This window comes from Pseudomonas helvetica (assembly GCF_039908645.1).
Lineage (GTDB): Bacteria > Pseudomonadota > Gammaproteobacteria > Pseudomonadales > Pseudomonadaceae > Aquipseudomonas > Aquipseudomonas helvetica.
The window spans coordinates 4,243,655-4,270,459 of the sequence record NZ_CP150917.1 but is presented as its reverse complement, the minus strand read 5'-3'; the positions used below and the strand labels follow the sequence as shown (position 1 = coordinate 4,270,459).

The 26,805-nt window shown below is 60.4% G+C and carries 22 protein-coding genes; 12 read left to right on the top strand and 10 right to left on the bottom strand.

All coding sequences use genetic code 11. The features are described 5' to 3' along the window. The first annotated feature begins 54 nt into the window (after nt 1–54). Nucleotides 55–4,833 carry a hemagglutinin repeat-containing protein gene (locus AABM55_RS19845; protein WP_347927437.1) on the top strand — a complete coding sequence of 1,593 codons (4,779 nt, stop codon included), beginning with the start codon at nt 55–57 and terminating at the stop codon, nt 4,831–4,833. Between the two features lie 773 nt (nt 4,834–5,606). Next, complete coding sequence (locus AABM55_RS19840; RefSeq protein ID WP_081013871.1) at nt 5,607–6,314, top strand: transporter; 708 nt, start codon at nt 5,607–5,609, stop codon at nt 6,312–6,314. Between the two features lie 92 nt (nt 6,315–6,406). On the opposite strand, the gene AABM55_RS19835 is transcribed toward AABM55_RS19840, so the two are convergent. Continuing rightward, nucleotides 6,407–7,558 (bottom strand): MFS transporter, encoded by a 1,152-nt coding sequence (locus tag AABM55_RS19835; RefSeq protein WP_347927435.1) that lies wholly within the window; start codon nt 7,556–7,558, stop codon nt 6,407–6,409. A gap of 151 nt (nt 7,559–7,709) precedes the next feature. Between AABM55_RS19835 and AABM55_RS19830 the strand changes: the two genes are divergently transcribed. Beyond that, nucleotides 7,710–8,708 carry a diaminopimelate epimerase gene (locus AABM55_RS19830; protein WP_347927434.1) on the top strand — a complete coding sequence of 333 codons (999 nt, stop codon included), beginning with the start codon at nt 7,710–7,712 and terminating at the stop codon, nt 8,706–8,708. A gap of 102 nt (nt 8,709–8,810) precedes the next feature. On the opposite strand, the gene codA is transcribed toward AABM55_RS19830, so the two are convergent. From codA to AABM55_RS19815, 3 genes are all read right to left on the bottom strand, one after another. Continuing rightward, nucleotides 8,811–10,049: a cytosine deaminase gene (codA, locus tag AABM55_RS19825; protein ID WP_347927432.1), complete on the bottom strand. Its 1,239-nt coding sequence runs from the start codon at nt 10,047–10,049 to the stop codon at nt 8,811–8,813. Between the two features lie 97 nt (nt 10,050–10,146). After that, a complete protein-coding gene (gene queD, locus AABM55_RS19820) occupies nt 10,147–10,503 on the bottom strand; it encodes a 6-carboxytetrahydropterin synthase QueD (RefSeq protein WP_019692825.1) in 357 nt (118 codons plus the stop codon). A gap of 94 nt (nt 10,504–10,597) precedes the next feature. Continuing rightward, entirely contained in the window at nt 10,598–11,677 is a 1,080-nt protein-coding gene (locus AABM55_RS19815) for a patatin-like phospholipase family protein (protein ID WP_347927430.1), read from the bottom strand. Between the two features lie 153 nt (nt 11,678–11,830). Here AABM55_RS19815 and AABM55_RS19810 point away from each other — a divergent pair, with 153 nt between their 5' ends. The 4 genes from AABM55_RS19810 (at nt 11,831) to AABM55_RS19795 (ending at nt 15,512) form a co-directional block, all read left to right on the top strand. After that, the gene (locus tag AABM55_RS19810) at nt 11,831–12,145 is read left to right on the top strand and encodes a PepSY domain-containing protein (RefSeq protein WP_054596471.1); all 315 of its coding nucleotides are present in this window, start codon (nt 11,831–11,833) and stop codon (nt 12,143–12,145) included. Next, on the top strand, nt 12,145–12,813 hold the full coding sequence (locus AABM55_RS19805) for a response regulator transcription factor (RefSeq protein ID WP_054596472.1): 669 nt from the start codon (nt 12,145–12,147) through the stop codon (nt 12,811–12,813). The genes AABM55_RS19810 and AABM55_RS19805 overlap by 1 nt, the downstream gene beginning before the upstream one ends. Beyond that, on the top strand, nt 12,810–14,123 hold the full coding sequence (locus tag AABM55_RS19800; protein WP_054596473.1) for a sensor histidine kinase: 1,314 nt from the start codon (nt 12,810–12,812) through the stop codon (nt 14,121–14,123). Before AABM55_RS19805 ends, AABM55_RS19800 begins: the two co-directional genes overlap by 4 nt. Before the next feature lie 138 nt (nt 14,124–14,261). Then, nucleotides 14,262–15,512 (top strand): IS256 family transposase, encoded by a 1,251-nt coding sequence (locus tag AABM55_RS19795; RefSeq protein ID WP_347927428.1) that lies wholly within the window; start codon nt 14,262–14,264, stop codon nt 15,510–15,512. A 131-nt stretch (nt 15,513–15,643) separates the two neighbouring features. Here the strand turns inward: AABM55_RS19795 and AABM55_RS19790 are convergent, their stop codons facing one another. Then, entirely contained in the window at nt 15,644–17,791 is a 2,148-nt protein-coding gene (locus tag AABM55_RS19790; RefSeq protein ID WP_347927427.1) for a methyl-accepting chemotaxis protein, read from the bottom strand. Here AABM55_RS19790 and AABM55_RS19785 point away from each other — a divergent pair. The 3 genes from AABM55_RS19785 (at nt 17,790) to AABM55_RS19775 (ending at nt 21,256) form a co-directional block, all read left to right on the top strand. Next, a complete protein-coding gene (locus AABM55_RS19785; RefSeq protein WP_347927425.1) occupies nt 17,790–18,092 on the top strand; it encodes a hypothetical protein in 303 nt (100 codons plus the stop codon). The genes AABM55_RS19790 and AABM55_RS19785 overlap by 2 nt on opposite strands. A 10-nt stretch (nt 18,093–18,102) precedes the next feature. Beyond that, the gene (locus AABM55_RS19780; protein WP_347930066.1) at nt 18,103–19,419 is read left to right on the top strand and encodes a Na+/H+ antiporter NhaC family protein; all 1,317 of its coding nucleotides are present in this window, start codon (nt 18,103–18,105) and stop codon (nt 19,417–19,419) included. 154 nt (nt 19,420–19,573) lie between these two features. Beyond that, nucleotides 19,574–21,256, top strand: coding sequence for a methyl-accepting chemotaxis protein (locus AABM55_RS19775; protein ID WP_347927424.1), 1,683 nt, complete (start codon nt 19,574–19,576; stop codon nt 21,254–21,256). 110 nt (nt 21,257–21,366) lie between these two features. On the opposite strand, the gene yegQ is transcribed toward AABM55_RS19775, so the two are convergent. Beyond that, on the bottom strand, nt 21,367–22,692 hold the full coding sequence (gene yegQ / locus AABM55_RS19770; RefSeq protein WP_054596477.1) for a tRNA 5-hydroxyuridine modification protein YegQ: 1,326 nt from the start codon (nt 22,690–22,692) through the stop codon (nt 21,367–21,369). A 162-nt stretch (nt 22,693–22,854) separates the two neighbouring features. Here yegQ and AABM55_RS19765 point away from each other — a divergent pair, with 162 nt between their 5' ends. Next, nucleotides 22,855–23,916, top strand: coding sequence for an AI-2E family transporter (locus tag AABM55_RS19765; protein WP_347927422.1), 1,062 nt, complete (start codon nt 22,855–22,857; stop codon nt 23,914–23,916). Here the strand turns inward: AABM55_RS19765 and AABM55_RS19760 are convergent. From AABM55_RS19760 to AABM55_RS19750, 3 genes are all read right to left on the bottom strand, one after another. After that, nucleotides 23,913–24,095, bottom strand: coding sequence for a hypothetical protein (locus AABM55_RS19760; RefSeq protein ID WP_019692817.1), 183 nt, complete (start codon nt 24,093–24,095; stop codon nt 23,913–23,915). The genes AABM55_RS19765 and AABM55_RS19760 overlap by 4 nt on opposite strands. Nucleotides 24,096–24,201: 106 nt before the next feature. Beyond that, complete coding sequence (locus AABM55_RS19755; protein WP_054596479.1) at nt 24,202–24,396, bottom strand: hypothetical protein; 195 nt, start codon at nt 24,394–24,396, stop codon at nt 24,202–24,204. A gap of 260 nt (nt 24,397–24,656) precedes the next feature. Further along, a complete protein-coding gene (locus AABM55_RS19750) occupies nt 24,657–24,974 on the bottom strand; it encodes a hypothetical protein (RefSeq protein ID WP_019692815.1) in 318 nt (105 codons plus the stop codon). A 247-nt stretch (nt 24,975–25,221) separates the two neighbouring features. Here AABM55_RS19750 and AABM55_RS19745 point away from each other — a divergent pair, with 247 nt between their 5' ends. Then, nucleotides 25,222–26,040 carry a shikimate 5-dehydrogenase gene (locus AABM55_RS19745; RefSeq protein ID WP_347927420.1) on the top strand — a complete coding sequence of 273 codons (819 nt, stop codon included), beginning with the start codon at nt 25,222–25,224 and terminating at the stop codon, nt 26,038–26,040. A 27-nt stretch (nt 26,041–26,067) separates the two neighbouring features. On the opposite strand, the gene AABM55_RS19740 is transcribed toward AABM55_RS19745, so the two are convergent. After that, nucleotides 26,068–26,715 carry a YceH family protein gene (locus AABM55_RS19740; protein WP_054598279.1) on the bottom strand — a complete coding sequence of 216 codons (648 nt, stop codon included), beginning with the start codon at nt 26,713–26,715 and terminating at the stop codon, nt 26,068–26,070. Between the last annotated feature and the right edge of the window lie 90 nt (nt 26,716–26,805).

Below are 26,805 nucleotides of genomic sequence, written 5' to 3'. Positions count from 1 at the left end.
GCGGCGCACTCCCCAACGCGCAACTTGATTCAGTCAATTTATTGAGAGGTTCTCATGCCGATAGAAAAGTTCGCGTTTCACCTTTCCCCTCGGGGCAAGTTGCGTTGGGCGATTGCCAGCCTGTTTCTCGTTGCCCAATTGCCTCAGGCGTTTGCCGGTGGCTTGACGGTCGCACCCGGTCCAGGCGGCACCCCGCAGCTGCAAAATCAGGCTGGTGTACCAATCGTCAATATCGTTGCACCCAATGGCGGCGGTCTGTCGCATAACCAGTTTCTCGATTACAACGTCGACCGGCAGGGGCTGGTGTTGAACAACGCCCTGCAAGCCGGGCAATCGCAACTCGCCGGGCAATTGGCCGCCAACCCGCAGTTCCAGGGGCAGGCAGCGAGCGTGATCCTCAACGAAGTGATCAGCCGTAATGCCTCGGCCGTCAACGGCGCGCAGGAGATTTTCGGGCGCCCGGCCGACTATGTGCTGGCCAACCCGAACGGTATCTCGGTCAATGGCGGCAGCTTCATCAACACTCCGAATGCCAACCTGGTGGTCGGTCGTCCCGAGCTGAACGACGGTAAATTGCAGGGGCTCAACACCCGTGACGCCACCGGCCAATTGCAGATCCAGGGCCAGGGCCTGACGAACCGCGAAGGCAGCATCAACCTGATCGCCCCGCGCATCGACAGCCAGGGCCGCATCGATGCGCGCGACCAGTTGAACCTGACTGCCGGCCGCAATCAGCTGGATTACGCGAGCGGTCAGGTGCGCAACGTCGACCCGGCCGGCAACACTCAGGATTCGCGCATCGATGCCAGCCTGTTCGGTGCCATGCAGGCCGGACGCATCAACATTGTCAGCACCGCCGAAGGCGCGGGTGTGCGGGTCGGCCCGGTCCAGGTTGAAGGCCATGACGGCGTGAAGATTCAATCCGCGGGTGACTTGCAGATCAGCGGCCAGGCACTGCCCAACAGCCTCGACGTCACCCGCAGCGCGGTACGCAGCAGCCAGGGTGATGTTGCGTTGCGCGGTGACAAGGACCTGACCTTGGCGGCGGCGGATGTCAGTGGCCGCAACGTCAAGCTCGACGCCGGGCGCAACCTCACGCTGAGCAGCGTTGAAGCGCGCAAGCTTCAGGAGAAACGCGAGAACTGGAACAACACCACCATCGGCATCACCTGGGAAACCTACGATCGGACCCAGACCGACAGCGACTCGCGTCAGCACGGCAGCCAGGTCGTGGCCAGTCACACTGCCGAACTCAAGGCTGGCGCCAAAGCGGAACTCAAGGCCGCCAAGGTCGAGGCTGGCGAAACCCTGAAGGTCGACAGCGGTGCTGATCTGCGCCTGACAGCAGCCATCGAAACCCGTACCCAGACCGATCAGGGTAAGCACCGCAAGCACTTGTGGAAGGCCGATTGGAACAACAGCAGCGAAGAGCAACGCAGCGTCGCCAGCCAGTTGAAGGCGGGCAAAAACATTGCGATCAGCAGCGGCGAGTTGCTGTCTTCCCAAGGCGCGGAGCTGAGCAGCAAGGGCGACATTCACCTTGCTGGCAAACAGGTCGAGATCGGCAGCGCCAGCCGTACGCAACGCAGCAGCAAGAACGGGTACTCGGGCGATCTGGTCGGTGGCGGGTTCTTCGGCAAGACCGGCGATGCCGATCAGGGCAAGACCCTGAATCAGGGCAGCAAGATCAACGCCGACGGCAAATTAATCGTCAAGGCTGACGACGTGCGTATCAGCGGCAGCCAGGTGCGTGGCCGGACCGAGGCCAGTGTCATCAGCGACAAAGGCTCGCTGACTATCGATGGCGTGCAGAACACCTCGCACAGCAACAGCCATGACAAGGACAGCAAATTCTTTGGCATCGCCAAGGATGAAAGCCGCCAGAACCTCAAGGGCAGCACCACGGTCAACAGCCAGCTGAGTTCCGACAGTAACCTTGCACTCAAGAGCGCCAAGGACATCGACGTGGTCGGCGCCACGGTCTCGGCCGGTGGTTCGCTGAGTGCGGACGCGACGGGCACGTTGACAGTCAGCTCGGCCCAGGACACTTCCGACAGCAGCACCTCGAGCCAGAATCGTGGTTTTGACGCTTATGCCAGGGAGAACGCGCCAGGCGCCGGTCAGTACCGCGCCGGCATTCACTATGAAGACGAACAACAAACCACCACTGCCAACGACACCCGTCAACAGGGCTCAAGCCTGACCGGTGCCAACGTCCAACTGGCGGCGGGCGGCGACCTGATCCTCAAAGGCGCCAAGGTCAAAGCCAGTGCCGGGGATGTCAGCCTCAGTGGGCAGAACGTTGCGCTGTTGGCTGAACACGACAGCACCTCCAGCACCACGGACACCACTCGCAACGCTGGCGGTTTCTACTACACCGGTGGTCTGGATCGCGCCGGCAGCGGCGTCGATTTCGCCCACGGCAGCAGTCAGGACAACACCGCCAAAACCACGGCTCGCACCACCGGTGTCGAGAGCAGCGGCAAGCTGCAGATCAACGCCGGCAACGGCACGCTGACCACCCAGGGCGTGCAGGTTGCCGCCGGTTCGACGCTTCAGGTTACGGCGGGGCGGGTCGACAATCAGGCTGCCGATAACACCGACAGCAGCTCCCACAAAGAGAACAACTGGTCGGTCGATGTCGGTGCCAACGTCGAGTACAAAGGCATCGCCCGGCCTGTTGCCAAAGCCATTGAAGGCGTGGCCCAGAGCAAGGTTCAGCAACCGGGTTTGCTGGATAACCTCACGCAGCCGAATGTCGGCATCGATGTCGAGGTCGGTCATTCGAACAACAGCCGTAGCGAGCAAAACAGCAACGCTGTGGTCAGCCAGTTCAAGGGCGGGGCGGTTGGCGTTCAGGTGGCCGGTGAATTGAAGGATCAGGGCAGCCAATACCGTGCAACCGACGGCGCGTTGACGATCAAGGCTGACAGTCAGGTCGCGACGGCGGCCGCCAACACTCACAGCAGCAGCGAGCAATCGGTGGATGCCAAGGTCGGCGTTCGCGTCTACACCACCACCGGCGAAGACGTGAACGTGCGCGGCAGCGGGGCGGGTGGTAGTCGCCAGACTTCCGAGACCAGCTCCAAAGCCGTGGTCGGCAGCTATGCCGGCAATCAGGGCGTGAAGATCGATCTGCGCGGTGATGGCCAGTACGAAGGCAGTCAGTTCAACGGCGGGCAGGGCGGTGTGGCGATCAAGACCGGCGGCAATCTGGCGCTGAATCAGGCCAATGACCATCAGAGCGGCAACACCTCCAGCCTGCGTGGCGATGGCTCGCTGACGGTCGGCACCAATCCCGGCGCCGAAGGCAGCAACGTCAATCTGGGCGCCGGTTTCCAACTCGATCACAAGGCCAACCAGACCGACGACAGCCAGGCCCGGGTCGCGAGTATTCAGGGCAAAGGTCCGGTGCAGTTGAGCAGTGGCGGTGATCAAGTGCTGCAAGGCGCCACCATCGGCACGGTGGTGAACAAGGCGACTGACATCTCGCTGAATTCCGGTGGCAAGCTCGATCTGCAAGCCGCGACGGACACTCACAGCGCCAATGGCAGCAACCTGGGCGGTGGCCTCAATCTCGGTGGCGGTAAAAGCAGTACCGAGAAAAGCAGCGGCTTGAATGGCAACCTGAGTGCCAATTTCAACATCGGCCGGGTGGGTGAAAACAGCCAGAGCCTGAAGGGTGGCAGTCTGAACAGCCAGGGCCCGGTGCTGCTGAGCAGCGGCTCCAGCGCTGCTGATGCGATCCACCTGCAAGGCACTCAGGTCAGTGCGCCAAGCGTGACCCTCGATGCACAACGAGGCGGGATCTATCTGGAGTCGGCGCAATCGACTCAGGCCATCAACAATTGGGGACTGACCCTCGGCGCTGGCGGTAATGCGAGCAAGTCCACACCGTCGGCGACCAACGATCAGGACGTTGCCAAGAGCGGCCATGGCTTCGACGCGCGAGCGAAAATCGACGTCGACAACCGCAACGGCACCACCCAGAAAAACAGCCACATCCAGGCTGACAGCGTGGTGCTGAACAGCGCTGGCGACACCCGGTTGGCCGGTGCCCGCATCGACGCCAAACAGGTCAGCGGCCAGGTTGGTGGTGATCTCACGCTCGAAAGTCGTCAAGACCATGAAAGCAGCGTCAAGGTTGGTATCGATCTGCGTTTGAATGCAGAGAAAAATCAGCCAGGCGCCGTCGGCAAACTGGCCAAGACCACCGGCCCGCTCAAGGACAAGGTTGAGGGCAAGGCCCAGGAGGCTTTCGACAGCCATCGCGACAAGCTGGAAACTGCCGTCGATAAAAGTGTCGAGGGGCTGGCCTCGGCCAAGGACTCACTGACCCGCAGTGGCAGTTATTCGCTCAACGCGAAAGACTCCGCCGGCAGCAAGGTCGCCGACGCTACCCAAAGCGCGCTGTTCGGCGACAAGAGCGGTGCAACCTCGTACACCCCGACGCTGTACCTGGACGTCAGCCACACCAGCAAAAACAGCGTTACCCAAGCGTCCGGCATCAGCGGCAGCCAAGGCGTCGACCTTCGGGTCGGTGGGGAAACACAACTGACCGGTGCACGGATTTCTGCCAAGGAAGGTTCGGTGGATCTGGGCGGTTCCAGGGTCACCAGTAGCAGCCTCAGCGGCAGCGACTACCGGGCCGATGTTGGCCTCAATCTGTCCAAGTCTGCGGTCAACCTGGCGACCGGCGCCAAGGACGAACTCACCCAAACGCCTGACGCCGCCACGGCCAAGGATCGCAAGTTCAACCTCGGCCCGCTGAGCGCCGGTGGCCATTACGAGACTCAGGTGCTGCAAGCCGGTATCGACGAGAAAAGCCTCTAAACCGGATCAGGCCGGTGACCGGTATCACTGGCCTGCGCTAACGACAAAGCCCCTCTCCTGGCAACAGGAGGGGGGCTTTGCTTTCGACTGCGGTAACTAATAAGTTCACTTATTATTTCTGTCGGCTACCTGAACATCATTCAGAAAACAGTGCGTGTTCTCTGTTGAGTGCGGACAAGTCTGTAACTCGGTGGATATACTTCGGCGCATCCGAAGAGCGACTCCTTAGTTGGGAAGATATCGCTGATAAAGCACTTTTGTAGTGTTTGTTTGTACGTGCGCCTATCAGAAATAAGTGTGCTGATGTTTCGTGATGTGTATCAGTGTGTAACCGGTTTTTTGATGGTGAACGCTGTTGGTGACGGCCTGCATGGGTTTCAAGGCAGGTTTGGTTGCCGGTGGCAGACGTTTTCGGATGAAATAAAGTTGTCATAAGTTGAAATGAATTCTGTCCGGCCAAGTTGGGTAGTCATGCCTCGTCATGGCCATTAATGAAAGATCAGGAGCGTCGAAGATGACCGAAGAACCTAGTTGTAACTCTCAATGCCCGAGCACTGCCTTATTGTTGAAGACATTAACTTTAGCCGTCGCAAACCCTCCTCGTTATAGGCATGAGGAGCATTTGCGTGAACACGTATTCAAGGTCGATCATGCCAAACTACACACCTTGCCGCACCGTCCGGACCGCCCACTCGAAAATCACTGCGCAGGCCGTTGAGGCCGGTTCATTCACTGCTTTTCTTCAAGATCTGTCTCCCCACAAACGCGGGGTCATGCGACAAAACCTGGTGTTTGTCGGAGTGGCCGTTGGCGTCTCCCTCCTGCTGACTCTCGCTTCCAAAGCCCACGCCGCCGGCGGCCCCTATGTGGTCGACGACGGTTCGATCAACGCCCCCGGCGAATGCAACGTCGACGTCTGGTACAAAAGCCAGCGCCACCAACAGTCGAACCATGAAACGGAGCTGTCCCAGGACTGCACGTTCAAGGCGCTGCCCTCGGTGCAGTTCGGCGCCGCGGTGTCCCACGGCCACGACGATGGCGACCGGGAGACCCAAGTCAGCCCGAAGATCAAGGCACAGGTGTTCAGCGATGACGAACTGGGGCTGGAAGTGGCCCTTGCCGCAGGCGCGAACTTCGCCCTCAACCGCCGCCACTCCTTCGATGGCGCCGACCTGACCCTGCCCATGACGTATCAACCTGTCGAGTCGTTGCGCCTGAACGTCAGCACCGGCTGGACCCATGAATACGACGACGGCAGACAGAAACGCAGCTGGACCTGGGGCACAGGCGTTGAGTACGCGCTGGCCGAATCCCTGACGCTGATTGCCGAACGCTTCGGCCAGCAGGGTGCAGATCAGGGCTGGCAGGCCGGACCTCGTCTGCATCTGGGCAAAAAGGTTGATATCGATCTGGTGGTCGGACGCCACCTGAACAACGACCGTGAACGGTGGCTGGCCACCGGTGCCACGCTGCGTTTTTAAACAGCCGGCTGTTCAGTTCACCTCACCCGCCAGTGCATTGTGGCGGGTGATGGTGTGAAAGATCGCAGGCTGTGATCTTTTGCTTTATTGATTCAAACCTTCAACACCTTGCCACCGACTGCCACCGCCAGCAGCAACACCGCGATCAATCCGAAGGCAAAACTCAAGCTGCTGCCATGGGCGATAAAGCCGATCACCGCAGGCCCGGCCAGGATTCCCGCATACCCCAATGTCGTGATGGCAGGCACGGCGATGTTTTCCGGCATGACGTTCTGTTTGCCGACAGCGGTGTACAGCACCGGCACGATGTTCGAGCACCCGACCCCGACCAGCGCATAACCGATCAGCGCGGCTTCCCAGGCCGGTGCCAAGGTTGCCAGCAGCAAACCGGCAGCCGCGGTCAAACCGCCAAACACGATCACGCGCGTGGCCCCCAGCTTATGCACGATGGCATCGCCCATCAGCCGTCCGACCGTCATGGTCAAGGCAAACGCGGCATAGCCCAGTCCGGCATACGCGGTGTCGAGATCACGCTCTGAGGTCAGGAACACCGCGCTCCAGTCCAGCACCGCGCCTTCGGCCAGGAACACGATAAAGCACAGGCTGCCGATAAACAGCACCACGCCATGGGGAATGGCGAACGCCGGCCCCGAGCTTTCGCTGCCGTAGGGCAACAGGTGGGGCGCAGCCTTGAGCAACGACACCAGCAGAAACACGATCACCACCAAGGTCGCGCCCAACGGCGAAATGCCCAGGCCGAGCAGGGCGCTGACACCGGCCGCGCCGACGATCCCGCCGAGGCTGAACAAGCCGTGAAAGCCCGACATCATGGTCTTGCCGCTGGCGCGCTCGACGATCACCGCTTGCAGGTTTACCGTCGAATCCACCGTGCCCAACCCGGCACCGAACAGGAACAGCGCAGCGATCAGCAGCGGGATCGACGACACCGTCGCCAGCAGCGGCAGTGCCAGGCAGATCAACAGCGTGCCGCCACTGAGCACCCGTCGACAGCCGAAGCGCGAGGCCAGCATACCGGCCATCGGCATCGCCAGAATCGAACCGACTCCCAGGCACAGCAACAACAAGCCGAGCGTGCCGTCATCGAGCCCGGCCCGGGCTTTGGCGTAAGGCACCAGCGGCGCCCACGCGGCGACGCCGAAGCCTGCGATAAAGAAGGCGATGCGCGTCGACATCTGTTCGAGGCGCCCGGGGCGGACGGAGACGGGAGGGATGATGGCGGTCATGAAAATCCTTGGTACTTCGGGGGAGGCTGTGATCAGGGTCACATCCTTGCACATCAGTGACCGTCAGACGACCTTGAGGTTCTGCGGGTGTGATTCGAGTCGCCAACGCTTACAGTAGCGTCGTGTTCCAGACCTCACTCAGGACCTGTCCATGACCTCGCTTTTCGATGCCCGCGGGAATATCTACGCTGTTGTCAGCCCACACGATCTGCGCCAGCGCGGGATCAGTCTTCCGGAGGATGCCAGCCAGTCGGCGCAAAGCCGAGCCGACTGGGCGCTGTCTGCGGTGGAAGCGTTTTGCAGTTGGGCTCCGGGCACCCAACCGGCCGGTGCCAAGGAGCACCGTTCGGACGGCTTGCTGGTCGGCCCGTTTCAGGCTGCGCCACCGTTTGATTTGTTGATCGTTAACACCGACGGCACGTTGGCCGAGCGCAGTGGCAACGGCCTGACGATTTTTGCCCAGGCGCTGACCGAGCAGGGCTTGATGCCGGCGCACGGGCGTTGCCTGCTCAAGGTTCACCATGACAAAAGCGATGCCGTGTCGCCTGTCGAAACCTCGGTCGAGCCTGCGCAGGTCGACGGCGTGCAGGGTTTCTGGCTGGACCTCGGCAAACCGGCCTTCGGGCCGAATGCGCTGGGGGCTCAGGCGCTCGAGACGCGGACACTGAATCAACGTGAGTTGAGCCATGTGCCGATGCTCGCACAACTGAATCCGCTTTGGGCTCACAGTCAGTTCGTGCGGATCGGCAATCCCCATTGTGTGACGCTGGTGGCGGATGCCGAGGCGTTGCCGAGTAATGAGCAGATGCGCGAACCCGGGTTGTTGACTGATCTCACGCGCATCGCTTTTGCGCCACCGTGCGGGACTGGCGAGCCTTGTGCGGCGGGCGTCAATCTGCAATGGGCGAGGCTGGAATCCGAGCGTCGAATTGCTGCTCGGGTCTTCGAGCGTGGGGAAGGCCCGACCGCGTCGTCCGGCACCAGCGCCAGCGCGGTGGCTTGCGCGGCGTGGAGTGTCGGTTGGGTGACGGCAGGGACTGTGGCGGTGGTTATGCCCGGCGGTACGGCGCCGGTGTTGCTCGAAGAGCAGGGTGGCGAACTCAGTCGGGTCAGTTTGTTCGGGACGGCGCGGTTGATGTCCCGATTTTGAAATCGCCATCGCGGGCAAGCCTTGCGCCTACGGATCGGGGGATGGCGAAGGTTCGCGCAAACTTTGTAGGCGCAAGGCTTGCCCGCGATGGCGTCAGCCCGGTCAGCCGAAAAGCTCGACCACCGGCATCTGCCGCTTCATCAACACTTTCCCGCCACGAATCGAGTACAGCGGCAAGCCCTGGCTGCGGATCACTTCGTAATCGCTGTCCGCCGACAGAATCAGCAAGTTCGCCGGACGTCCCGGCTCCAGCCCATAACGATCGCCCAGGGCCATGGCCTTGGCGCTATTGTCGGTCACCAGGTCCAGCGCGGTTTGCAGGTTGCGGTAACCGAGCATGTGGCAAATGTGCAGGCCGGCTTCGAGCACCCGCAGGATGTTGCCATTGCCCAGCGGATACCACGGGTCGACGATCGAATCCTGACCGAAACACACGTTCATCCCGGCTTCCAGCAACTCGTTGACCCGAGTGACGCCCCGGCGTTTCGGGAACGTGTCGAAGCGCCCTTGCAGGTGAATGCTTTCGGTCGGGCAGGAAACAAAACTGATCCCCGAGTGCCCGAGCAGGCGAAAGAGCTTGGCGCAGTAAGCGTTGTCGTAGGAGCCCATGGCCGTGGTATGGCTGGCGGTCACCCGTGAACCCATGTCACGGCTGCGGGCTTCTTCGGCCAGCACTTCAAGAAAGCGCGAATGCGGGTCGTCGGTTTCGTCGCAATGCACATCCACCAGGCAGCCGGTGCGCTCGGCGAGGTCCATCAGGAACTTCACCGAACTGACACCTTGATCGCGGGTGTACTCGAAATGCGGAATGCCGCCGATCACGTCGGCACCGAGGAGAATGGCTTCCTCCATCAAGTCGCGGCCATTGCGATAGGACTCGATGCCTTCCTGAGGGAAGGCGACGATTTGCAGGTCGACCAGGTGTCGGCTCTCTTCACGCACTTCAAGCATCGCCTTGAGTGCGGTCAACTGCGGGTCAGTAACGTCGACGTGGGTACGCACATGCTGGATGCCGTGGGCGGCGAGGGCGCTGATGGTCTTTTTGGCGCGGGTCTTGGTGTCTTCAGCGGTGATGGTCGCCTTGCGCTCACCCCAGCATTCGATGCCTTCGAATAGTGTGCCGCTCATGTTCCAGCGCGGTTCTCCGGCGGTCAGCGTCGCGTCGAGGTGAATGTGCGGCTCGACGAAGGGTGGCACCACCAGATTGCCACCTGCATCGAGGTCTTCGGGGCCGAGGGTCGGCGCTTCGGTCTGACGGGCGATGTTGGCGATCAGGCCGTTTTCCAGGTGCAGTTCATGCAGGCCTTCATGGTTGCGCAGGCGGGCGTTGATGATGTGCATGAGGGCGGGTCCTTTTCTCGATCGATAGCGTCAGTGAATGCCTGAATCATAGGCATAAAAAAACCACCGGTCTCGGTGGTTTTTTTTATCCCCAGGCTTATTCGCCGTGGTAGATGCAACCGCTGGTGCAGGTTTCGTGGATGCGAATGGCGCTGAGTTCAGGCAGCAACGGCTTCAGCTCGTTCCAGATCCACTTGGCGAGGACTTCGCTGGTCGGGTTTTCCAGACCGGGAATATCGTTCAGGTAGTTGTGGTCCAGGCGCTCGTAGAGCGGCTTGAAGATCGCCTTGATTTCCGAGAAATCGCGGATCCAGCCAGTGTGCGGATCGAGGTCGCCGCTCAGGTGAATCGCCACTTTGAACGAGTGACCGTGCAGGCGGCCGCACTTGTGACCTTCCGGGACGTGAGGCAGGCGGTGGGCGGATTCGAAGGTAAACTCTTTGAAGATTTCCACAGTGGTTTGAGCTCTGTCAGGTGGCTATCGCCCGCGGCGATGGGGCAGATCGCGAGTTTAACAGCTTGGGTTCGGGGTTGCGGGAAAACACTGACTAAAGGGTCAACAGCTGCTCGCCCAAACGCCCGCTGGCAGTCAGTTCGAGGAACTCGTCGCCGAGCCGCTGGCTCTCGTCCATGGCGGTTTTCCAGTATTTCTGGCGGCTGGCCGGGTCACCCATGAAGCGCTTGAAGTCGTTCCGGTCGGGTAATTTGCCGTAGGGCAGGCGCGACAGGTAGGCCTTCGACGGCGCCACCAGCAGCACATCTTGCAAGCGCCCGGAATTGCCGCGCCGCCATGGCAGGGTTTTGTCGAACCAGCCGGGAATCACCCGATCGGTGAAGTGCGGGTAGAGCACGATGTCGTCGCCGCTGTATGGCAAGTCGAGGTGGTAATCCAGCAAGCCGCCATCGCGATAAGTCCCGGCGCCTGCACCGGGCAAGTCACGTACGCCTTCCATGACCATCGGGATCGAGCCCGACGCGAGCAAGGCCTGACGCAAGTTGCCGGCGTTCAGCGGGACGAAACGCGACGGGAAGTCATTCAGCGTGTTGAGCGGCGGCGCCAGGCGTGGGTCATGCACGATCAGCCGTTCGAAGTGTCGCGACAACCGTGAGCGCCCGCGCAGGTTGTCGGCGATCACCGATGACAAGCCCAGCCCGAGCCGTCCGCGATGGTCGTCGGCGAGCAGGCCGTGGCTTTTCACAACCATGATGTTCAGCCGATAGAGCGGGTTGTCCAGCAGCCGCGCATCGTGCCCGTCGAGCAAGTCATGCAACATGCGCCGCGAGCTCTGACTGATCTGCGCCATGCTCACGCCCTTGGCAAAACTCTGCGCGTTGTACAACTCACCGAGGCGTCTGATGCCTTCGGCGGCGTCCGGCAAACAGGCACTGGCGAAGCGCCAGGAACCGACCGAAGCGCCGATCAGCGAGCGCTCACGCGGTGCGGCCGGTAGCCACTGGCCGAACAGCGCCAGGTCCAGACCTTGAATCCCCAGGGCCTTCGGGCCACCAGCAGCACCCGGCAGCGTGCCGACCTCCAGGGCGCTCAAGCCGTTTTCGCGAATCCGCGTAAAGGCTCGTGGGCCGGCCTTGAGGGTCAGGGCAGGGAACTTGATATGGATGGCGGTCATACCGGTCTCGATTTTTTCGCAGGGTGTGTGCACAGAAATGAAGTGTAAACGCATCAATGATGGCAATTCAGTTTCAGTTAAGTTGATGCCGCTAGGGTGACGCCCCGGGTAATTTATGAAGAATACGCAGGCACTCCATGCTCAGGATATGTAATGAAGGTTAATCTGCGCGCCTATGGCCTGGCGACACTGACGCTCCTGGCATTTTGCTCGGTGGTGGTGGCCCGTGACCTGGATCAGGACGAAGCGCTTCGCCTGCGTCAGAAAGGCGTGATTCTACCGCTTGAACAGCTGTTGCAGCAGGCCATGGACCGCCACCCCGGCGCTAAATTGCTCGAAGCCGGGCTTGAACAAAAGCATGACGTCTACATTTACGAAGTCGAGTTGCTGACCGCCGACGGCGTGGTGCGCGAGCTGGACCTGGAAGCCGCCACTGGGCGCTTGATCAAAGACAAGGACGATGACTGATGCGCCTGCTGCTGGTGGAAGACCACGTACCGCTGGCCGACGAATTGATGGCCGGGCTCGATCGCCAGGGTTACGCCGTCGACTGGTTGGCCGATGGCCGCGATGCGCTGTATCAGGGCCGCTCTGAACCTTACGACCTGATCATTCTCGATCTGGGCCTGCCAGGGTTGCCGGGGCTTGAGGTGCTCGGCCAATGGCGGGCCGCGGGCCTGGCCGCGCCAGTGCTGGTGCTGACCGCGCGCGACTCCTGGGCCGAACGCATTCAAGGGCTCAAGGCTGGCGCCGACGACTACCTGAGCAAACCGTTTCACCCGGAAGAACTGCACCTGCGGATTCAAGCGCTGCTGCGCCGCTCCCACGGCCAGGCCAATCAGCCGACGCTCAAGGCCGCCGGGTTGCAGTTGGACGAGGGCCGTCAGTGCGTGATTCGCGACGGCGCCGACATTCAGCTGACCGCTGCCGAGTTCCGCCTGTTGCGCTATTTCATGTTGCACCCGGAGCAGATCCTTTCCAAAAGCCACCTGGCTGAACACCTCTACGACGGTGAAACCGAACGCGACTCGAACGTGCTGGAAGTTCACGTCAATCACCTGCGCCGCAAACTCGGCCGCAGCGTGATCGACACCCGGCGCGGTCAGGGTTACCTGTTCGGTGGGCAAACCCGGTGAGGTCGATTCAACGGCGTTTGAGCCTGGGACTGATCAGCGTCATGGTGGTGGTTGGTCTGGTGCTGGCGCAAACCAGTCTGTGGTTGTTCGAAGTGGGCTTGCAGCGTTATCTGGAAGCCGGGTTGCGCAATGACAGTGAAAGCCTGCTGATGGCCTTGGTGCGGGGGCCGCTGGGTTTGCAACTGGACGAACGGCGCCTGTCACCGGCTTACCAGCGACCGTTCTCCGGGCATTATTTCCATATCGACTTTGCCGACAATCACTGGCGTTCACGTTCGCTGTGGGATCAGGAATTACCGCTGCTCGACCATCCCGGACTGCACAGCAACCTGCAACTGGGTCCGGAAGGCCAGCAATTGCTGGTCCTGCGCGCGGACTATCGGCGGTTGGGGCAGTCAATCTCCATCAGCGTGGCGCAGGACTACACCCCGGTGCGCGAGAGCTTCCAGCGTATGCGCCAGGTTGGGCTCGGGTTGGGCCTTACAGGGTTGCTGCTGATTCTGGTGTTACAGCGGGTCACCGTGCGGCGCGCCTTGCGACCGCTGGAAAACGCCCGCGAGCAGATCGCTCAGCTGCAACAAGGGCAACGTTCGCAACTGGACGATCAAGTGCCGCTGGAATTGGTGCCTTTGGTGGCGCAGATCAACCATTTGCTCGCGCACACCGAAGACAGCCTCAAGCGCTCGCGCAATGCCCTGGGCAACCTCGGTCATGCACTGAAGACGCCACTGGCGGTGCTGTTGAGCCTGGCGTCGGGCGAAAAACTCGACGCCCATCCCGAACTGCGCAAGATCCTTCGCGAGCAACTTGCACAGGTTCAACAGCGACTCAATCGTGAATTGAACCGCGCGCGCCTGGCGGGCGATGCCTTGCCGGGTGCGCAGTTCGATTGCGCTGCCGAGCTGCCGGGATTGCTGGCGACCCTGAACATGATCCACGGCGACCACTTGAACCTCGACTACACGGCACCGTCCGGTTTGCACTTGCCTTGGGATCGTGAGGATCTGCTGGAACTGCTCGGCAATCTGCTGGATAACGCCTGCAAGTGGGCGGATGCCGAGGTGCGCTTGAGCATCGTCGAGACGGCTGAAGGGTTTGTGCTGGCAGTAGAAGACGATGGGCCGGGTATTCCCGAAGCGCAGCGCGATCAGGTGTTCAGTCGTGGCACGCGGTTGGATGAGCAGACTGACGGGCATGGTCTGGGGCTGGGGATCGCGCGCGATATCGTCGAGGCGTGGGGTGGGGAGTTAGTCTTGCAGGAAAGCGAGTGGGGCGGGTTGAAGGTTGTGGTCGAGTTGCCCAGGCGCTGAAACCTTGTGGCGAGGGAGCTTGCTCCCGCTCGACTGTGTAACAGTCGTAAATCCGGTCAATGCGGTTTAGCTGAAGCACCGCAGTGGGGGGTGTCAGAAATTTTGTGTTCGGGCATAACATGAGCAAGAGGTGCATGTATGCCAACCAAAAAGAAACCTGCGTTGCGAGAGCTGCCGAAAATCCCGAAAGAGCTGCTCGAGCAATTCACCGATGGACCGATGACCGCTGAAGCCATCGAGGACGCGTCTGCGGCGTTCAAGAAGGCTTTGATCGAGCGAGCCCTGAGTGCTGAGCTCGGGCATCACTTGGGCTATCCGCCGGGCGCGCAGCGTCCAGAGGATGAAACCAATCAGCGCAACGGCAAAAGCGGCAAGACGGTTCTAACCGGCGACGGCCCGCTCCGACTGGATATTCCTCGCGACCGGGACGGCAGTTTTTCCCCTATCCTGATTCCCAAACACGAGCGCCGCTACACCGGGTTCGATGACAAGATCATCGCCATGTATGCCCGTGGAATGACTGTCAGAGAGATCCGTGCGTTTCTTTCAGAGCAGTACGGTACTGACGTTTCTCCCGACTTCATCAGCTCGGTAACCGACGAGGTCATGGCAGAGATCGGTGCATGGCAACAGCGGCCTTTGGAGCCGATGTACCCGGTGATTTTTTTCGATGCTCTACGGGTCAAAATCCGCGAAGAGGGGCTGGTTCGCAACAAGGCGATCTACTTGGCCCTAGGTGTTTTGCCTGACGGAACACGCGATATTCTCGGCATTTGGATAGAAAATACCGAGGGCGCCAAATTCTGGATGAAGGTGTTCAACGACCTCAAGACACGCGGCGTCGAAGACGTGTTGATTGCTGTGACCGATGGCCTTAAAGGCATGCCAGAAGCGCTCAACGCCGTATTTCCAGACACGACACTGCAAACATGCGTTGTCCATCTGATCCGCAACAGTCTTGATTACGCAGCCTGGGATAAACGCCGCGAACTGGCCAAGGCGCTCAAACCGATCTATCAGGCAGTCACCGCCGAAGCGGCTGAGCAGGCGCTGGATGCGTTTGAAAACGGGCCATGGGGCAAGCAGTATCCGACGGTAGTGGCGGCTTGGCGCCGCGCTTGGGATCGTGTGATTCCATTTTTCGTGTTCCCGCCGGCGATCCGAAAAGTGATCTACACGACTAACGCCATTGAGAGCATCAACGCTCAGCTGCGCAAGATCATCAAGACCCGCGGCCACTTCCCGACCGACGATGCGGCAACGAAACTGATCTGGCTTGGGCTACGCAATATCACCGCAAACTGGGGCTCAGCGGCACATGACTGGAAAAGCGCGATGAATCAATTTGCGATTCTGTACGGAGATCGATTTATCAGGCCGACCTGGTAAAAGCACGGCCTGCCTGACGGCAGGCCGTTACCGGCCCGCACACAAAATATCTGACAGTCCCCCGCAGTGACTGGTTTTTGGGCCGCTTCGCAGCCCAGCGGGAGCAAGCTCCCTCGCCACGAGGTTGTGGATCAAACCCTGAACTGATCCATCAAACCCTGCTGCTGATTCGCCAGGCTATTGAGTGACTGGCTGACCCGCGCCGATTCATTGGCTTGCCCCGACAGCGATTCCGTCACGTCACGAATGGTCGCTACGTTGCTATTGATCTCCTCGGCCACCGCGCTCTGCTCTTCGGCAGCGCTGGCGATTTGCAGGTTCATGTCGGTAATCACCGTCACCGCATTGCCGATCTGCCGCAGGGCGGTCACCGCCTGGCTGACGTGCTCGACGCTACCCTGGGCCTGGCGATGGCTGTTGTTCATCGAGCCGACCACATCTTGCGTGCCGCTTTGCAACTGCTCGATCACCTGACGGGTTTCCTCCACCGACTCTTGCGTACGCCGTGCCAGGTTGCGTACCTCATCGGCGACCACCGCAAAACCACGCCCGGCGTCACCGGCGCGGGCCGCTTCGATGGCGGCGTTCAGTGCCAGCAGGTTGGTCTGTTCGGCGATGGCGCGGATCACTTCCAGCACCGAGCCGATTTTCTCGCTGTTGGCGGCCAGGCCTTCGACCTGGGTCATTGCCGTGCTCATGTCTGCCGCCAGGCTGTCGATGCTGGCGGTGGTGCGGTCGATCACGGTCAGGCCCTGACGAGTTGCCTGATCGGCATCGCGTGCCGCTTGCGCCGCTTGGGCGGCGCTGCGGGCGACGTCCTGGGCGGTGGCGCTCATTTCATGGGACGCGGTGGCCACCTGATCGACCTGACGGTATTGCTGCTCCATGCCGGCGCTGGTCTGGGTGGCGATGGCCGACGATTGATCCGCCGTGCTGCGCGCGTCCTGCACCGAGCGTTTCACTTGCGCGATGATCGGTTGCAGCTTGTCGAGGAAACGGTTGAACCAGCCGGCCAGTTGCCCGAGTTCGTCTTGCTTGTCATAGGCCAGACGGCGGGTCAAATCGCCTTCGCCGCTGGCGATGTCTTCCAGCATGCGCGCCACGCCAAGAATCGGCCGGGTCACACTGCGTGCCATCAGCCACACCAGCAACAGACCGATGACGGCTGCCAGTACGCCAAGGCTCAGCTCGATCAGGGTGCCGGCGGTGTTGCGTTCGTCGAGTTGCTGCTTCAGGGTTTCGGCAGGGCCGACCAGGACTTTCTCCGGCACGTCGAGCAACACGCCCCACGACTTTCCACCGGGAATCGGCTGGAACGGCGACAGTACTTTGAGCAACTGATTGTTATGCAGACTCTGGGTCTGAGTGCTGGCGGCGAGCCTGCGGATCAGCTCGGCACCGTTGTCCTTGTCCACGCTGTCCAGACGCTGGCTGAGTTTGCTGGCGTCCGGGCTGTAACCGGCAAGCAGGCCCACCGGGCTGAGGATGCTGACGCTGGTCTGGCCGTCATAGAGCTTTTTACTGGCTTGCTGGCTGACCGCTTGCAGGCTGTTGAGGTTGATATCGACCGACAACGATGCAATGACCTTACCGTCGACCAGCAGCGGGAAGACGATGCTGGTCATCAGTACATTCTGGCCGTCGATCTCATAGAAATAGGGTTCGATCACGCATGGCTTGAGGGTGGTCCGCGGGCAGGTGAACCAGGCGTTGGCGGGTTCGCCGCTGGGGCCGGTGCTGGTATCGGCCATGTCGCTTTCCGGCAGCGCCATCGAGTTCAGCTTGCCGGCGGTCGGTTGCGACCAATACAGGGCGAAGCGGCCCTTGTCGTTGCTGCCGATTTCTTTCTGGCCGCTGAACAGTTCGTCCTTGCCGTCCAGTGCGTTGGCTTCAAACACCAGCGACAGGCCGAGCAGTTGCGGGTTGGCTTGCAGCGCCGACTTGACCTGACGGGTCAGGTCTTCGCGCAGGTCGAAGGCGTCGAGGAAGCGCTTCTCGGCCTGCTCACGCAAAAACAGCACCTGGCGCGCGAAACCGTGGCCATATTGGTAGGCGTCCATGAACTGCTGGCGAATCCCCAGCGCCTGAACTTCACCCTGCGCCTCAATGCGTGCTTGAGCCGCTTCGGTGAGCATCTCCATGCTCGAGGCTTTGACCAGCTGCGAACTGTGCTCCATGCGATACAGCGAAAGACCGACCAGCAAGGTGACAATGCCGGCCAGGCACAGCCCGGCGAGCAGGGTGATTTTCCATTGAATGGAAAGTTGTCGGAGCTGCATGGAGATGTCCTTATTCGATATTTATTTGAGACTTTGCACTGTAACGGCGTCGATTCGACTTTCTTTATCCATGGAAGCCAATAAAAAACGACATAAATCCGTAGCAGCTGCCGAAGGCTGCGTTCGAGTGCGCAGCAGTCGTGAATCCAGGCGATGCGGTGTTGGTTTTGACAAGCCAGGCCTGCTGTTGCACAGTGCGTGCCCTCTAATAAAACCCTCTCTTCAATCCGCCGTCGGCTCATGCAGCTGGCTGGACGGACTCATCCTGTTTGCGCCGGATTTACCCGTCGCCCTGTTTTGAGGTAACGATGATTAATGCAGTAATTGCCGCGGTCGGCGTCATGCTGGTGCTCAGCCTGTCCCGCGTGCATGTGGTGATCGCGCTGATCGTCGGCGCGTTGGTGGGCGGTTTGACCGGCGGCCTGGGCATCGATGCCACGCTCAAGGCCTTCAACAGTGGCCTGGGTGGCGGTGCGACCGTGGCCTTGTCCTACGCGTTGCTCGGCGCTTTCGCGGTGGCGATTGCCAAATCCGGCCTTGCCCACGCCTTGGCGGACAAAGCTTTGCTGCTGGTCGACCGGCAGGACGCTGCGGGTGGTGGTCAGGTCAAATGGCTGCTGATCGCGTTGCTCTGGGTGGTGGCAATCGCTTCGCAGAACGTCCTGCCGATCCACATCGCTTTCATTCCGCTGCTGGTGCCGCCACTGCTTTATGTATTGACCAAGCTGCAAATGGATCGCCGACTGATTGCCTGCGTCATGACCTTCGGCCTGATCACGCCGTACATGTTCTTGCCGGTGGGCTTTGGCAACATTTTCCTGAATGAGATTCTGCTGGCCAACGTCAGTAGAAGCGGGGTGGACATCAGTGGTGTCAACGTCACTCATGCCATGGGGATTCCTGCGTTGGGCATGGTGTTCGGGTTGTTGATGGCGTTCGTCAGCTACCGCAAGAAGCGCGTGTATGACCTGGAGAAAATCGAGCGGGTCGAGCAGGTCGCGGTGCAATACAACCCGCTGACCCTGATGGTCGCGGGGCTGGCGATTGCCGCTGCGTTCATCATTCAGTTGCTGCTGGACTCGATGATTATCGGCGCGCTGGCCGGGTTTCTGATCTTCTCGGTATCGGGTGTCGTGCGCTGGCGCGAGACTGACGATCTGTTCACCGAAGGCATGAAGATGATGGCGATGATTGGTTTCATCATGATCGCCGCCTCGGGTTTCGCCGAGGTCATGAAGGCCACCGGTGACGTGAAAACCCTGGTCGAGGCCTCGGCGTCGTGGATCGGTCACAGCAAAGGTGTCGGTGCATTACTGATGTTGCTGGTCGGGCTGCTGGTGACCATGGGCATCGGCTCATCGTTTTCCACAGTGCCGATTCTTGCGGCGATCTTCGTGCCGTTGTGCGTCCAATTGGGGTTCAGCCCATTGGCGATCGTCTGCATCGTCGGGACTGCCGGCGCCTTGGGCGATGCCGGTTCGCCAGCGTCCGATTCGACCCTCGGCCCGACCTCCGGCCTGAATATCGACGGCCAGCATCACCATATCTGGGACACCGTGGTCCCGACATTTTTGCACTACAACTTGCCGTTGCTGGCGTTTGGCTGGGTGGCGGCGATGATCCTCTGATCCCCCCGTCAAGCCCTCCGCCCCTGTAGGAGCATAGCTTGCTAGCGATAGCGATCTCACGGACGCCATCGCGAGCAAGCTTTGCTCCTACAGTTTTGCGTTGACGTGCCGTTAATGCTTTAACCACGCCAATAATATCCAGAGTGAACAACACATGCGCCTGAGCCTTAAAGCCAAAGTCTTGTCCCTCTCCGTCCTTCCGGTGTTGCTCTTTGCGTTGGTGATCAGTCTGACCACTGCCTTCATTTTGCAAGAGCAGGCCCGTAAAGAAGTTGAAGAAACCCGTCAGCGTTTGATGAACGATGCCAAGGCCACCCTGCAAAGTTACGTTGCGGTGGCGATGACGGCGATCAAGCCGCTGTATGACGCCGCAGCGCCTGGCGATGAGGCGGCTCGCGCGCAAGTGGTCAAATTGCTCTCGAGCATCAGCTACGGCAAGGATGGTTACTTCTTCGGCTACGACTCCAATACCGTGCGCCTGTTCAAGGCCAACAGCCCGGAAGGCGTTGGCCAGAGTTTCAAGGACAATCGCGATCCTAATGGCGTGTATGTCAACCGCGACCTGGTGAAAGTCGCCAAGGACGGTACGCACTACCTGCAATACAGCTCGCCGTTGCCTGGCGACAGCAAAGTCCTGGTGCCCAAGCTGGGTTACACCGAATACCTGTCCAAGTGGGACATGGCCATCGGTACCTCGGTGAATCTCGATGGTGTCGAAGCCCAGGTCGCCGTGGTCCAGACCGAGGTTCGCGAGCGCATGGAAGGCGTGCTGCTGAGCATCGTCGGTGTCGCGGCGGTGGTGCTGCTGGTGATCGCGGCGGTCGGTCTGTTTGTGGCCAATACCATTTTGCGTCCGTTGCACCTGATGAAGGCCAATCTGGACGACATCGCGGCAGGCGAGGGCGATTTGACGCGGCGGCTGGCGATTACCTCTCAAGATGAACTGGGCGAGCTGGCCGGTTCGTTCAACCGTTTTGTCGACAAGATTCACGGTCTGGTGCGGCAGATTACCGAGATGACGTCGCAGCTGACCGGGCTGGTCAATCAGGTCTCCGATCAGGCCCAGCGTTCGGATCAGGCCATGGAGCGCCAACGTCACGAGACGGATCAGGTGGCCACGGCGATCAACGAAATGTCGGCGGCAGCGCAGGAAGTGGCGAAAAGCGCCCAGGGCGCTGCGGTTGCGGCCCAGCAAACCGACGAAGAAGGTCAGGCGGCCAAACGCGTGGTCGCCGGGAGTATTTCGCAGATCCATGCGCTGGTGAAAGATATTCGCAGCAGCGGGGTTTCTCTCGACAGTTTGCAGCAGGACGTGTCGTCGATTGTCAGCGTGCTGGGGGTGATCCGTTCGATTGCCGACCAGACCAACCTGCTGGCGCTGAACGCTGCCATCGAAGCCGCTCGCGCCGGTGAGGCCGGGCGAGGTTTTGCGGTGGTCGCCGATGAGGTGCGCGCGCTGGCCAGTCGCACGCAGCAAAGCACTCAGGAAATTCAGGGCATGATCGACCGCTTGCAGGCCGGCACCCAGTCGGCGGTCGATGCCATGCGCCGCTCCAGCGAAGCTGGTGACGGCACCTCGGCGCAGGCCAATCAGGCGGGCGCTTCGCTGGACACCATGGCCCAGTTGATCGGCACCATCAATTCGATGAACGCGCAGATCGCCAGCGCCGCCGAAGAGCAAACCGCGGTGGCCGAAGAGATCAACCGCAGCGTGCATCAGATCGCCGTCGCCGTGGACAGCGTCGCCGACGAAACCCAGCTCGGCGCACAAACCTCCCGCAGCCTGGCGGATTTGGGCCAGCGGTTGGGTAAATTGGTCGGGCAGTTCAGGATCTAAGCGCCTGACAGACCGCTATCGCGAGCAAGCTTTGCTCCTACGGTTGTGTGATACCTGTAGGAGCAAGGCTTGCCCGCGATGAGGCCCGCTCAGGCACCCTCAATTGCGGGTTAATCCCCACGGACATCGCGCATCAACAACCCGAACTTCAGATCCACCGCATCCGGAATCGGCAGATACACGGTGTGCCCGTCCCCCGGTGCCACTTCAATTGCTTCGCCTTTGGCGCTTTGCAATTGATGCAAGTCGAAGTGGAAATTGCCTTTGGGCGTCATCAATTCCATGTGATCGCCCAAACCAAAGCGGTTCTTCACCTTGACCTCGGCCAGCCGATCACGGCGCTCACCGGTCAGCTCACCGACGAACTGCTGACGCTCCGACACCGAGCTGCCGTTCTGGTAGTTCTGATATTCGTCATGCACATGGCGGCGCAGGAAACCTTCGGTGTAGCCACGCTGGGCCAGGGATTCAAGGTCGGTCATCAGGCTGCGATCGAACTCGCGGCCGGCCACGGCATCGTCGATGGCGCGGCGATAGACCTGAGTGGTCCGGGCGCAGTAGAAGTGCGATTTGGTCCGGCCCTCGATCTTCAACGAGTGGACGCCCATCTGCGTCAAGCGAGCGACATGTTGCACCGCGCGCAGGTCCTTGGCGTTCATGATGTAGGTGCCGTGCTCGTCCTCGAAGGCCGGCATCAGTTCATCGGGGCGGTTGGCTTCCTGGAGCAAAAACACTTGATCAGTGGGCGTGCCGATGCCCAGCGTTGGCTCCGGGATGAACGCCTGAACGATCTCGCCCACGACGTTTTCCGTGGCCGGCTGTGCGGAGTATTTCCAGCGACAGGCGTTGGTGCAGGTGCCCTGATTGGCATCACGCTTGTTCATGTAGCCCGACAGCAGGCAGCGCCCGGAATAGGCCATGCATAGCGCGCCATGAACGAACACTTCCAGCTCCATGGCGGGGACTTGCTGGCGAATCTCGGCGATTTCTTCCAGCGACAGCTCCCGCGACAGGATGATCCGGCTCAGACCTTGCTGCTGCCAGAACTCGACGCTGGCCCAGTTCACTGTGTTGGCTTGCACCGAGAGGTGAATCGGCATCTGCGGGAAATGCCGGCGCACCAGCATGATCAACCCCGGGTCGGACATGATCAACGCGTCCGGAGCCATGGCGATGACCGGCTCAAGATCCTTGAGGAAGGTTTTCAGCTTGGCATTGTGCGGGGCGATGTTCACCACCACATAGAAACGCTTGCCCTGGGCCTGGGCCTCGCGGATACCGAGGGCCAGGTTGGCATGATCGAACTCGTTATTGCGCACACGCAAGCTGTAGCGCGGCTGGCCGGCGTAGACCGCATCGGCGCCATAGGCGAAGGCGTAACGCATGTTTTTCAGGGTGCCGGCAGGGGCAAGCAGTTCAGGCGTGGCGAGGGGCATGAGGGGCTCGATCACAAAAGCTCGCGAGGGTAGAGCAGTCGTGTGAAGCGTTTATTGATCTGGATCTATGTCGGGTGAAAAAAGCAGGGCACTCGGGCGCGTGGTGGCTGACTAACGTAGAACAGGCAGTCAGTGTCTGCGGGTTACTGGCGGGGAGCGGACATGAACCAAACCGTTGTGCGAGACAGATCGCTGCTGGTGCTGCTGGTGTTGGTGACCGCCGCTTTCATCTGGATTCTGCTGCCGTTCTACGGCGCGGTGTTCTGGGCGGTGATTCTCGGGATTGTCTTCGCGCCCTTGCAGCGCCGGCTGCAAGTGAAGTTTGGCTGGCACCGCAACCTGACGGCGCTCTCCACCCTGGGCATCTGCCTGGTCATTGCCATTTTGCCGGTGATCATTACCAGCGTCCTGTTGGTACAAGAGGGGGCGACCCTCTACAAGAATATCGAGAGTGGCCAGTTGGACATCGCCGGCTATCTGGCGCAGTTCAAACACAGCCTGCCGCCGTATTTTCAGCACCTGCTGGACCGCTTTGGCATGGGTGATCTGAGCACTTTGCGCGAGAAGATCGTCAAGAGCGCGATGCAGGGCAGCGAGTTTTTCGCCAGTCAGGCGTTCAGCTTCGGCCAGGGCACGTTCGAGTTCTTGGTGAGCTTTTTCATCATGCTCTACCTGTTGTTCTTCTTTCTGCGTGACGGTGCCGAACTGTCGCGCAAGGTTCGTGCGGCCGTGCCATTGGCGGAACACCAAAAGCGCCGCTTGCAGCTCAAGTTCAACCGCGTGGTGCGAGCCACGGTCAAAGGCAACCTGCTGATGGCGATTACGCAAGGCGCGCTGGGTGGGTTGATTTTCTGGTTTCTGGATATTCCCAGTGCATTGCTCTGGGCGGTGGTGATGGCGTTTCTGTCGCTGCTACCCGCAGTGGGGGCGGGGATTGTCTGGGCGCCGGTGACAGCCTGGTTCCTGCTCAGCGGCGCGATCTGGCAGGGCGTGGTGCTGGGGCTGTTCGGGGTGTTCGTGATCGGTCTGGTAGACAACATTCTGCGTCCGACCCTGGTGGGCAAGGACACCAGGATGCCGGATTACCTGGTCCTGGTTTCGACCTTGGGCGGTCTGGCGATCTTCGGTCTCAATGGTTTTGTCATTGGGCCGTTGATTGCCGCGCTGTTCATGTCGAGTTGGGACTTGTACATCGAAACCAGGCCACGCGTGCAGTTGCCTTAAGCGCCCAGCGCGTAGGTGCCGATACGTTGTGACAGGGCCTGGGCGGCGGGCAGTGAAGTGAGCGGGCCGCTGATCGCGACGCCGTCCTGAACCAGATACCAACAGGCGAGCAATCCCAGCTCTCTGAGCGGTGCGGGAACGGCGCTGCCGATAACGGACATGATCTGAACCTTGGGCATAAGTACCTCCATCAATCTATGGAGCTACCTTACTGACCCGGCAGTTCAACGGAAAATCAACGCGCTCGATAGTGGACATTGACAACAACGTGGCGAATGGCCGCTGTCAGTCGACGACCTGGTCGAGCATGTTCATCACTTCATGATCATTGAGCAGGCCTTTACGCACCAGGTTTTCGGCGAGCAGCGAGAGAAACTTGGCGCTGCGATGGCCTTCCAGGTGTTTGAGCTCGGTCAGTGCGTTATAGACCTTGCTTGAGGTACAGAGTCCTACAATGCGGTGCGGGTTTTGCGTGGGCATAAGGGCGTCCTTGTTGTTATGAACCGTTTATTACGGACAATTCAAAGCTTGCGGAACTGTCATGACATAAATATGACGGTTATTGCACACAAGCCAGGGCATTCGTCGGATCAATCATGCCAAATTTAACCGCAGTCACTGTCCCGGTAGCGACCTTGGCGAGATTTATTCAGACATGGTTCGACGGCTGAAACGAAAACAGGCCCCGTTTCGAGGCGGGGCCTGTGTTGTGTAGTCTGCAGTGATGACCAGCCGGAGCCTTAGTAGCGAGGCTGAATGTAGTACCCCGGTTGTGGCGGGACGTAAACCGGTGCTGGCTGGACATACACCGGCTGCGGTTGAACGTAGACTGGCTGCGGTTGAACGTAGACCGGTTGTTGTTGTACGTAAACCGGACGCTCGTTGGACATGACTGATCCCGCGACCACCGCGCCTACCACCGCGCCGACGGCGAGCGGTGCACCCCAGCCCCAGCCGCCGCCACGGCCATGACCATAATAGTAGCCATGGGCTTGTGCCTGTCCTGCGACAGCAAATGCACCGATCAGCAAGGCTATTACAGGGAGTTTGCGGATCATGATAATTCCTCGTGTTTTCGCCCCAACGCGCTTGAGCCTTCAATAGATCCAAGGATAGTTGCGGGGATAACTCTAAGACAGCGTTTTTTGGCGAATCTGCGACGCGTCAGAGTAAATATTGTGTAAGGTCTGTACCGGCTTCTTTACCTTTACCTACCCGCCGGGCCAGAGGCCTCGCTATGATCGGATAAACCCGATGCCATGGCCAATCCCGTCCATCTGAAAGTGCAACTTGAAGGAGATCCACATGCTGATGAACCCGAATAAAGACACCCAACTGTGCATGTCACTGTCTGGGCGCCCCGGGAATTTCGGCCTGCGTTTCCACAACCATCTGTATGAGCAACTGGGCCTGAATTTCTATTACAAGGCGTTCAGCAGTCAGGATCTGCCGGGGGCGATTGGCGGGATTCGTGCCCTGGGTATTCGCGGCTGCGGCGTATCGATGCCCTTCAAGGAAGCCTGCATCGCACTGGTTGATGAGCTGGACGCGTCGGCGCAAGCCATTGCCTCGATCAATACCATCGTTAACACCAACGGTCACCTCAAGGCGTACAACACCGATTACATCGCCATCGAGCAACTATTGAAAACCCATGCCGTGCCGCAAGACTCGACGTTCGCCTTGCGCGGCAGCGGCGGGATGGCCAAGGCGGTGGCCAGTGCCTTGCGCGACGGTGGCTATCAAAACGGCCTGATCGTGGCGCGTAACGAAAGCGCGGGTCGCGCCTTGGCCGACTCGCTGGGATATCGCTGGCAAGCAGAACTGGGCAGTGAGCGTCCGCGGATGTTGGTCAATGTCACGCCGATTGGCATGAGCGGTGGCGCGGAGGCCGATCAGCTGGCTTTTGACGCTGATGCCATCGATTACGCAGAAACTGTCTTTGATGTGGTGGCGATCCCCTCGGAAACACCACTGATCGTGCATGCTCGAGCCGCAGGGAAACGGGTCATCACCGGGCTTGAAGTCATCGCCATTCAAGCGCTTGAGCAGTTTGTGCTGTACACCGGCGTGCGTCCCAGCGAAGAGCAGTTCCACAAGGCCGTGGCGTTCGCCCGCAGCTGATCAGGCGCTGCGGGGCAGAGGGGAGGGTTACTCGAGGCGCGCCAGACGCTCTTCGAGCGCCGCAATCCGCGCTTCGAGTTCTTCGATGCGCTCCACCGACACGCCGCCGCTGGCGCCACGCTCCGCCGGGTTCTGGCGGGCGGCGAGGATCGCTTCGATATCTGCCGGGTCGCCCAGTGCGTGCATGTAGCGGTCTTCGCGCTGGCCCGACTGGCGCGGCAACAACATCGCGAGCCCGCGGGCAATCAAGCGCTCCAGTTGATGCACAACCTGTTCGGCATCTTCGAAGTCATGCATGCGGCCGCTGCGTGTCAGCAGTTCGTTGACCGTCTGCGGACCGCGCAGAAACAGCAAGCCGCTCAGAATAACCTGGGCCGGGACCAGTTCCAGCGCCTTGTCGAGCCGATGCTCCCAGCGATCGGCGCGGCTGCCCATGACCAGTTTGGTAAAGCCTCGACCTTCCAGGGCACGCAAACTTTGCCCGACCTGGCCCTGGCTGAGGTTCATCACCGGTTCCCGGCTGGTTTTCTGGTTACAGGCGATGACCAGTGCATTAAGGGTCAGCGGATAGGTCTCCGGGCTGGTCGCCTGTTTTTCGATCAACGAGCCGAGAATGCGCAGCTCCGTGCTGCTCAGTTGCAATGCATCGGTGGACGTCTCTGGCTCTGCGCTCATGCTTTCCGGGCCCTTGCTAACCGTATCTTCCATTGTTGACTCCCTAATTTAGCAACAGACCCTTGTTTGTGGGTCAGATCGCTCTCCTTT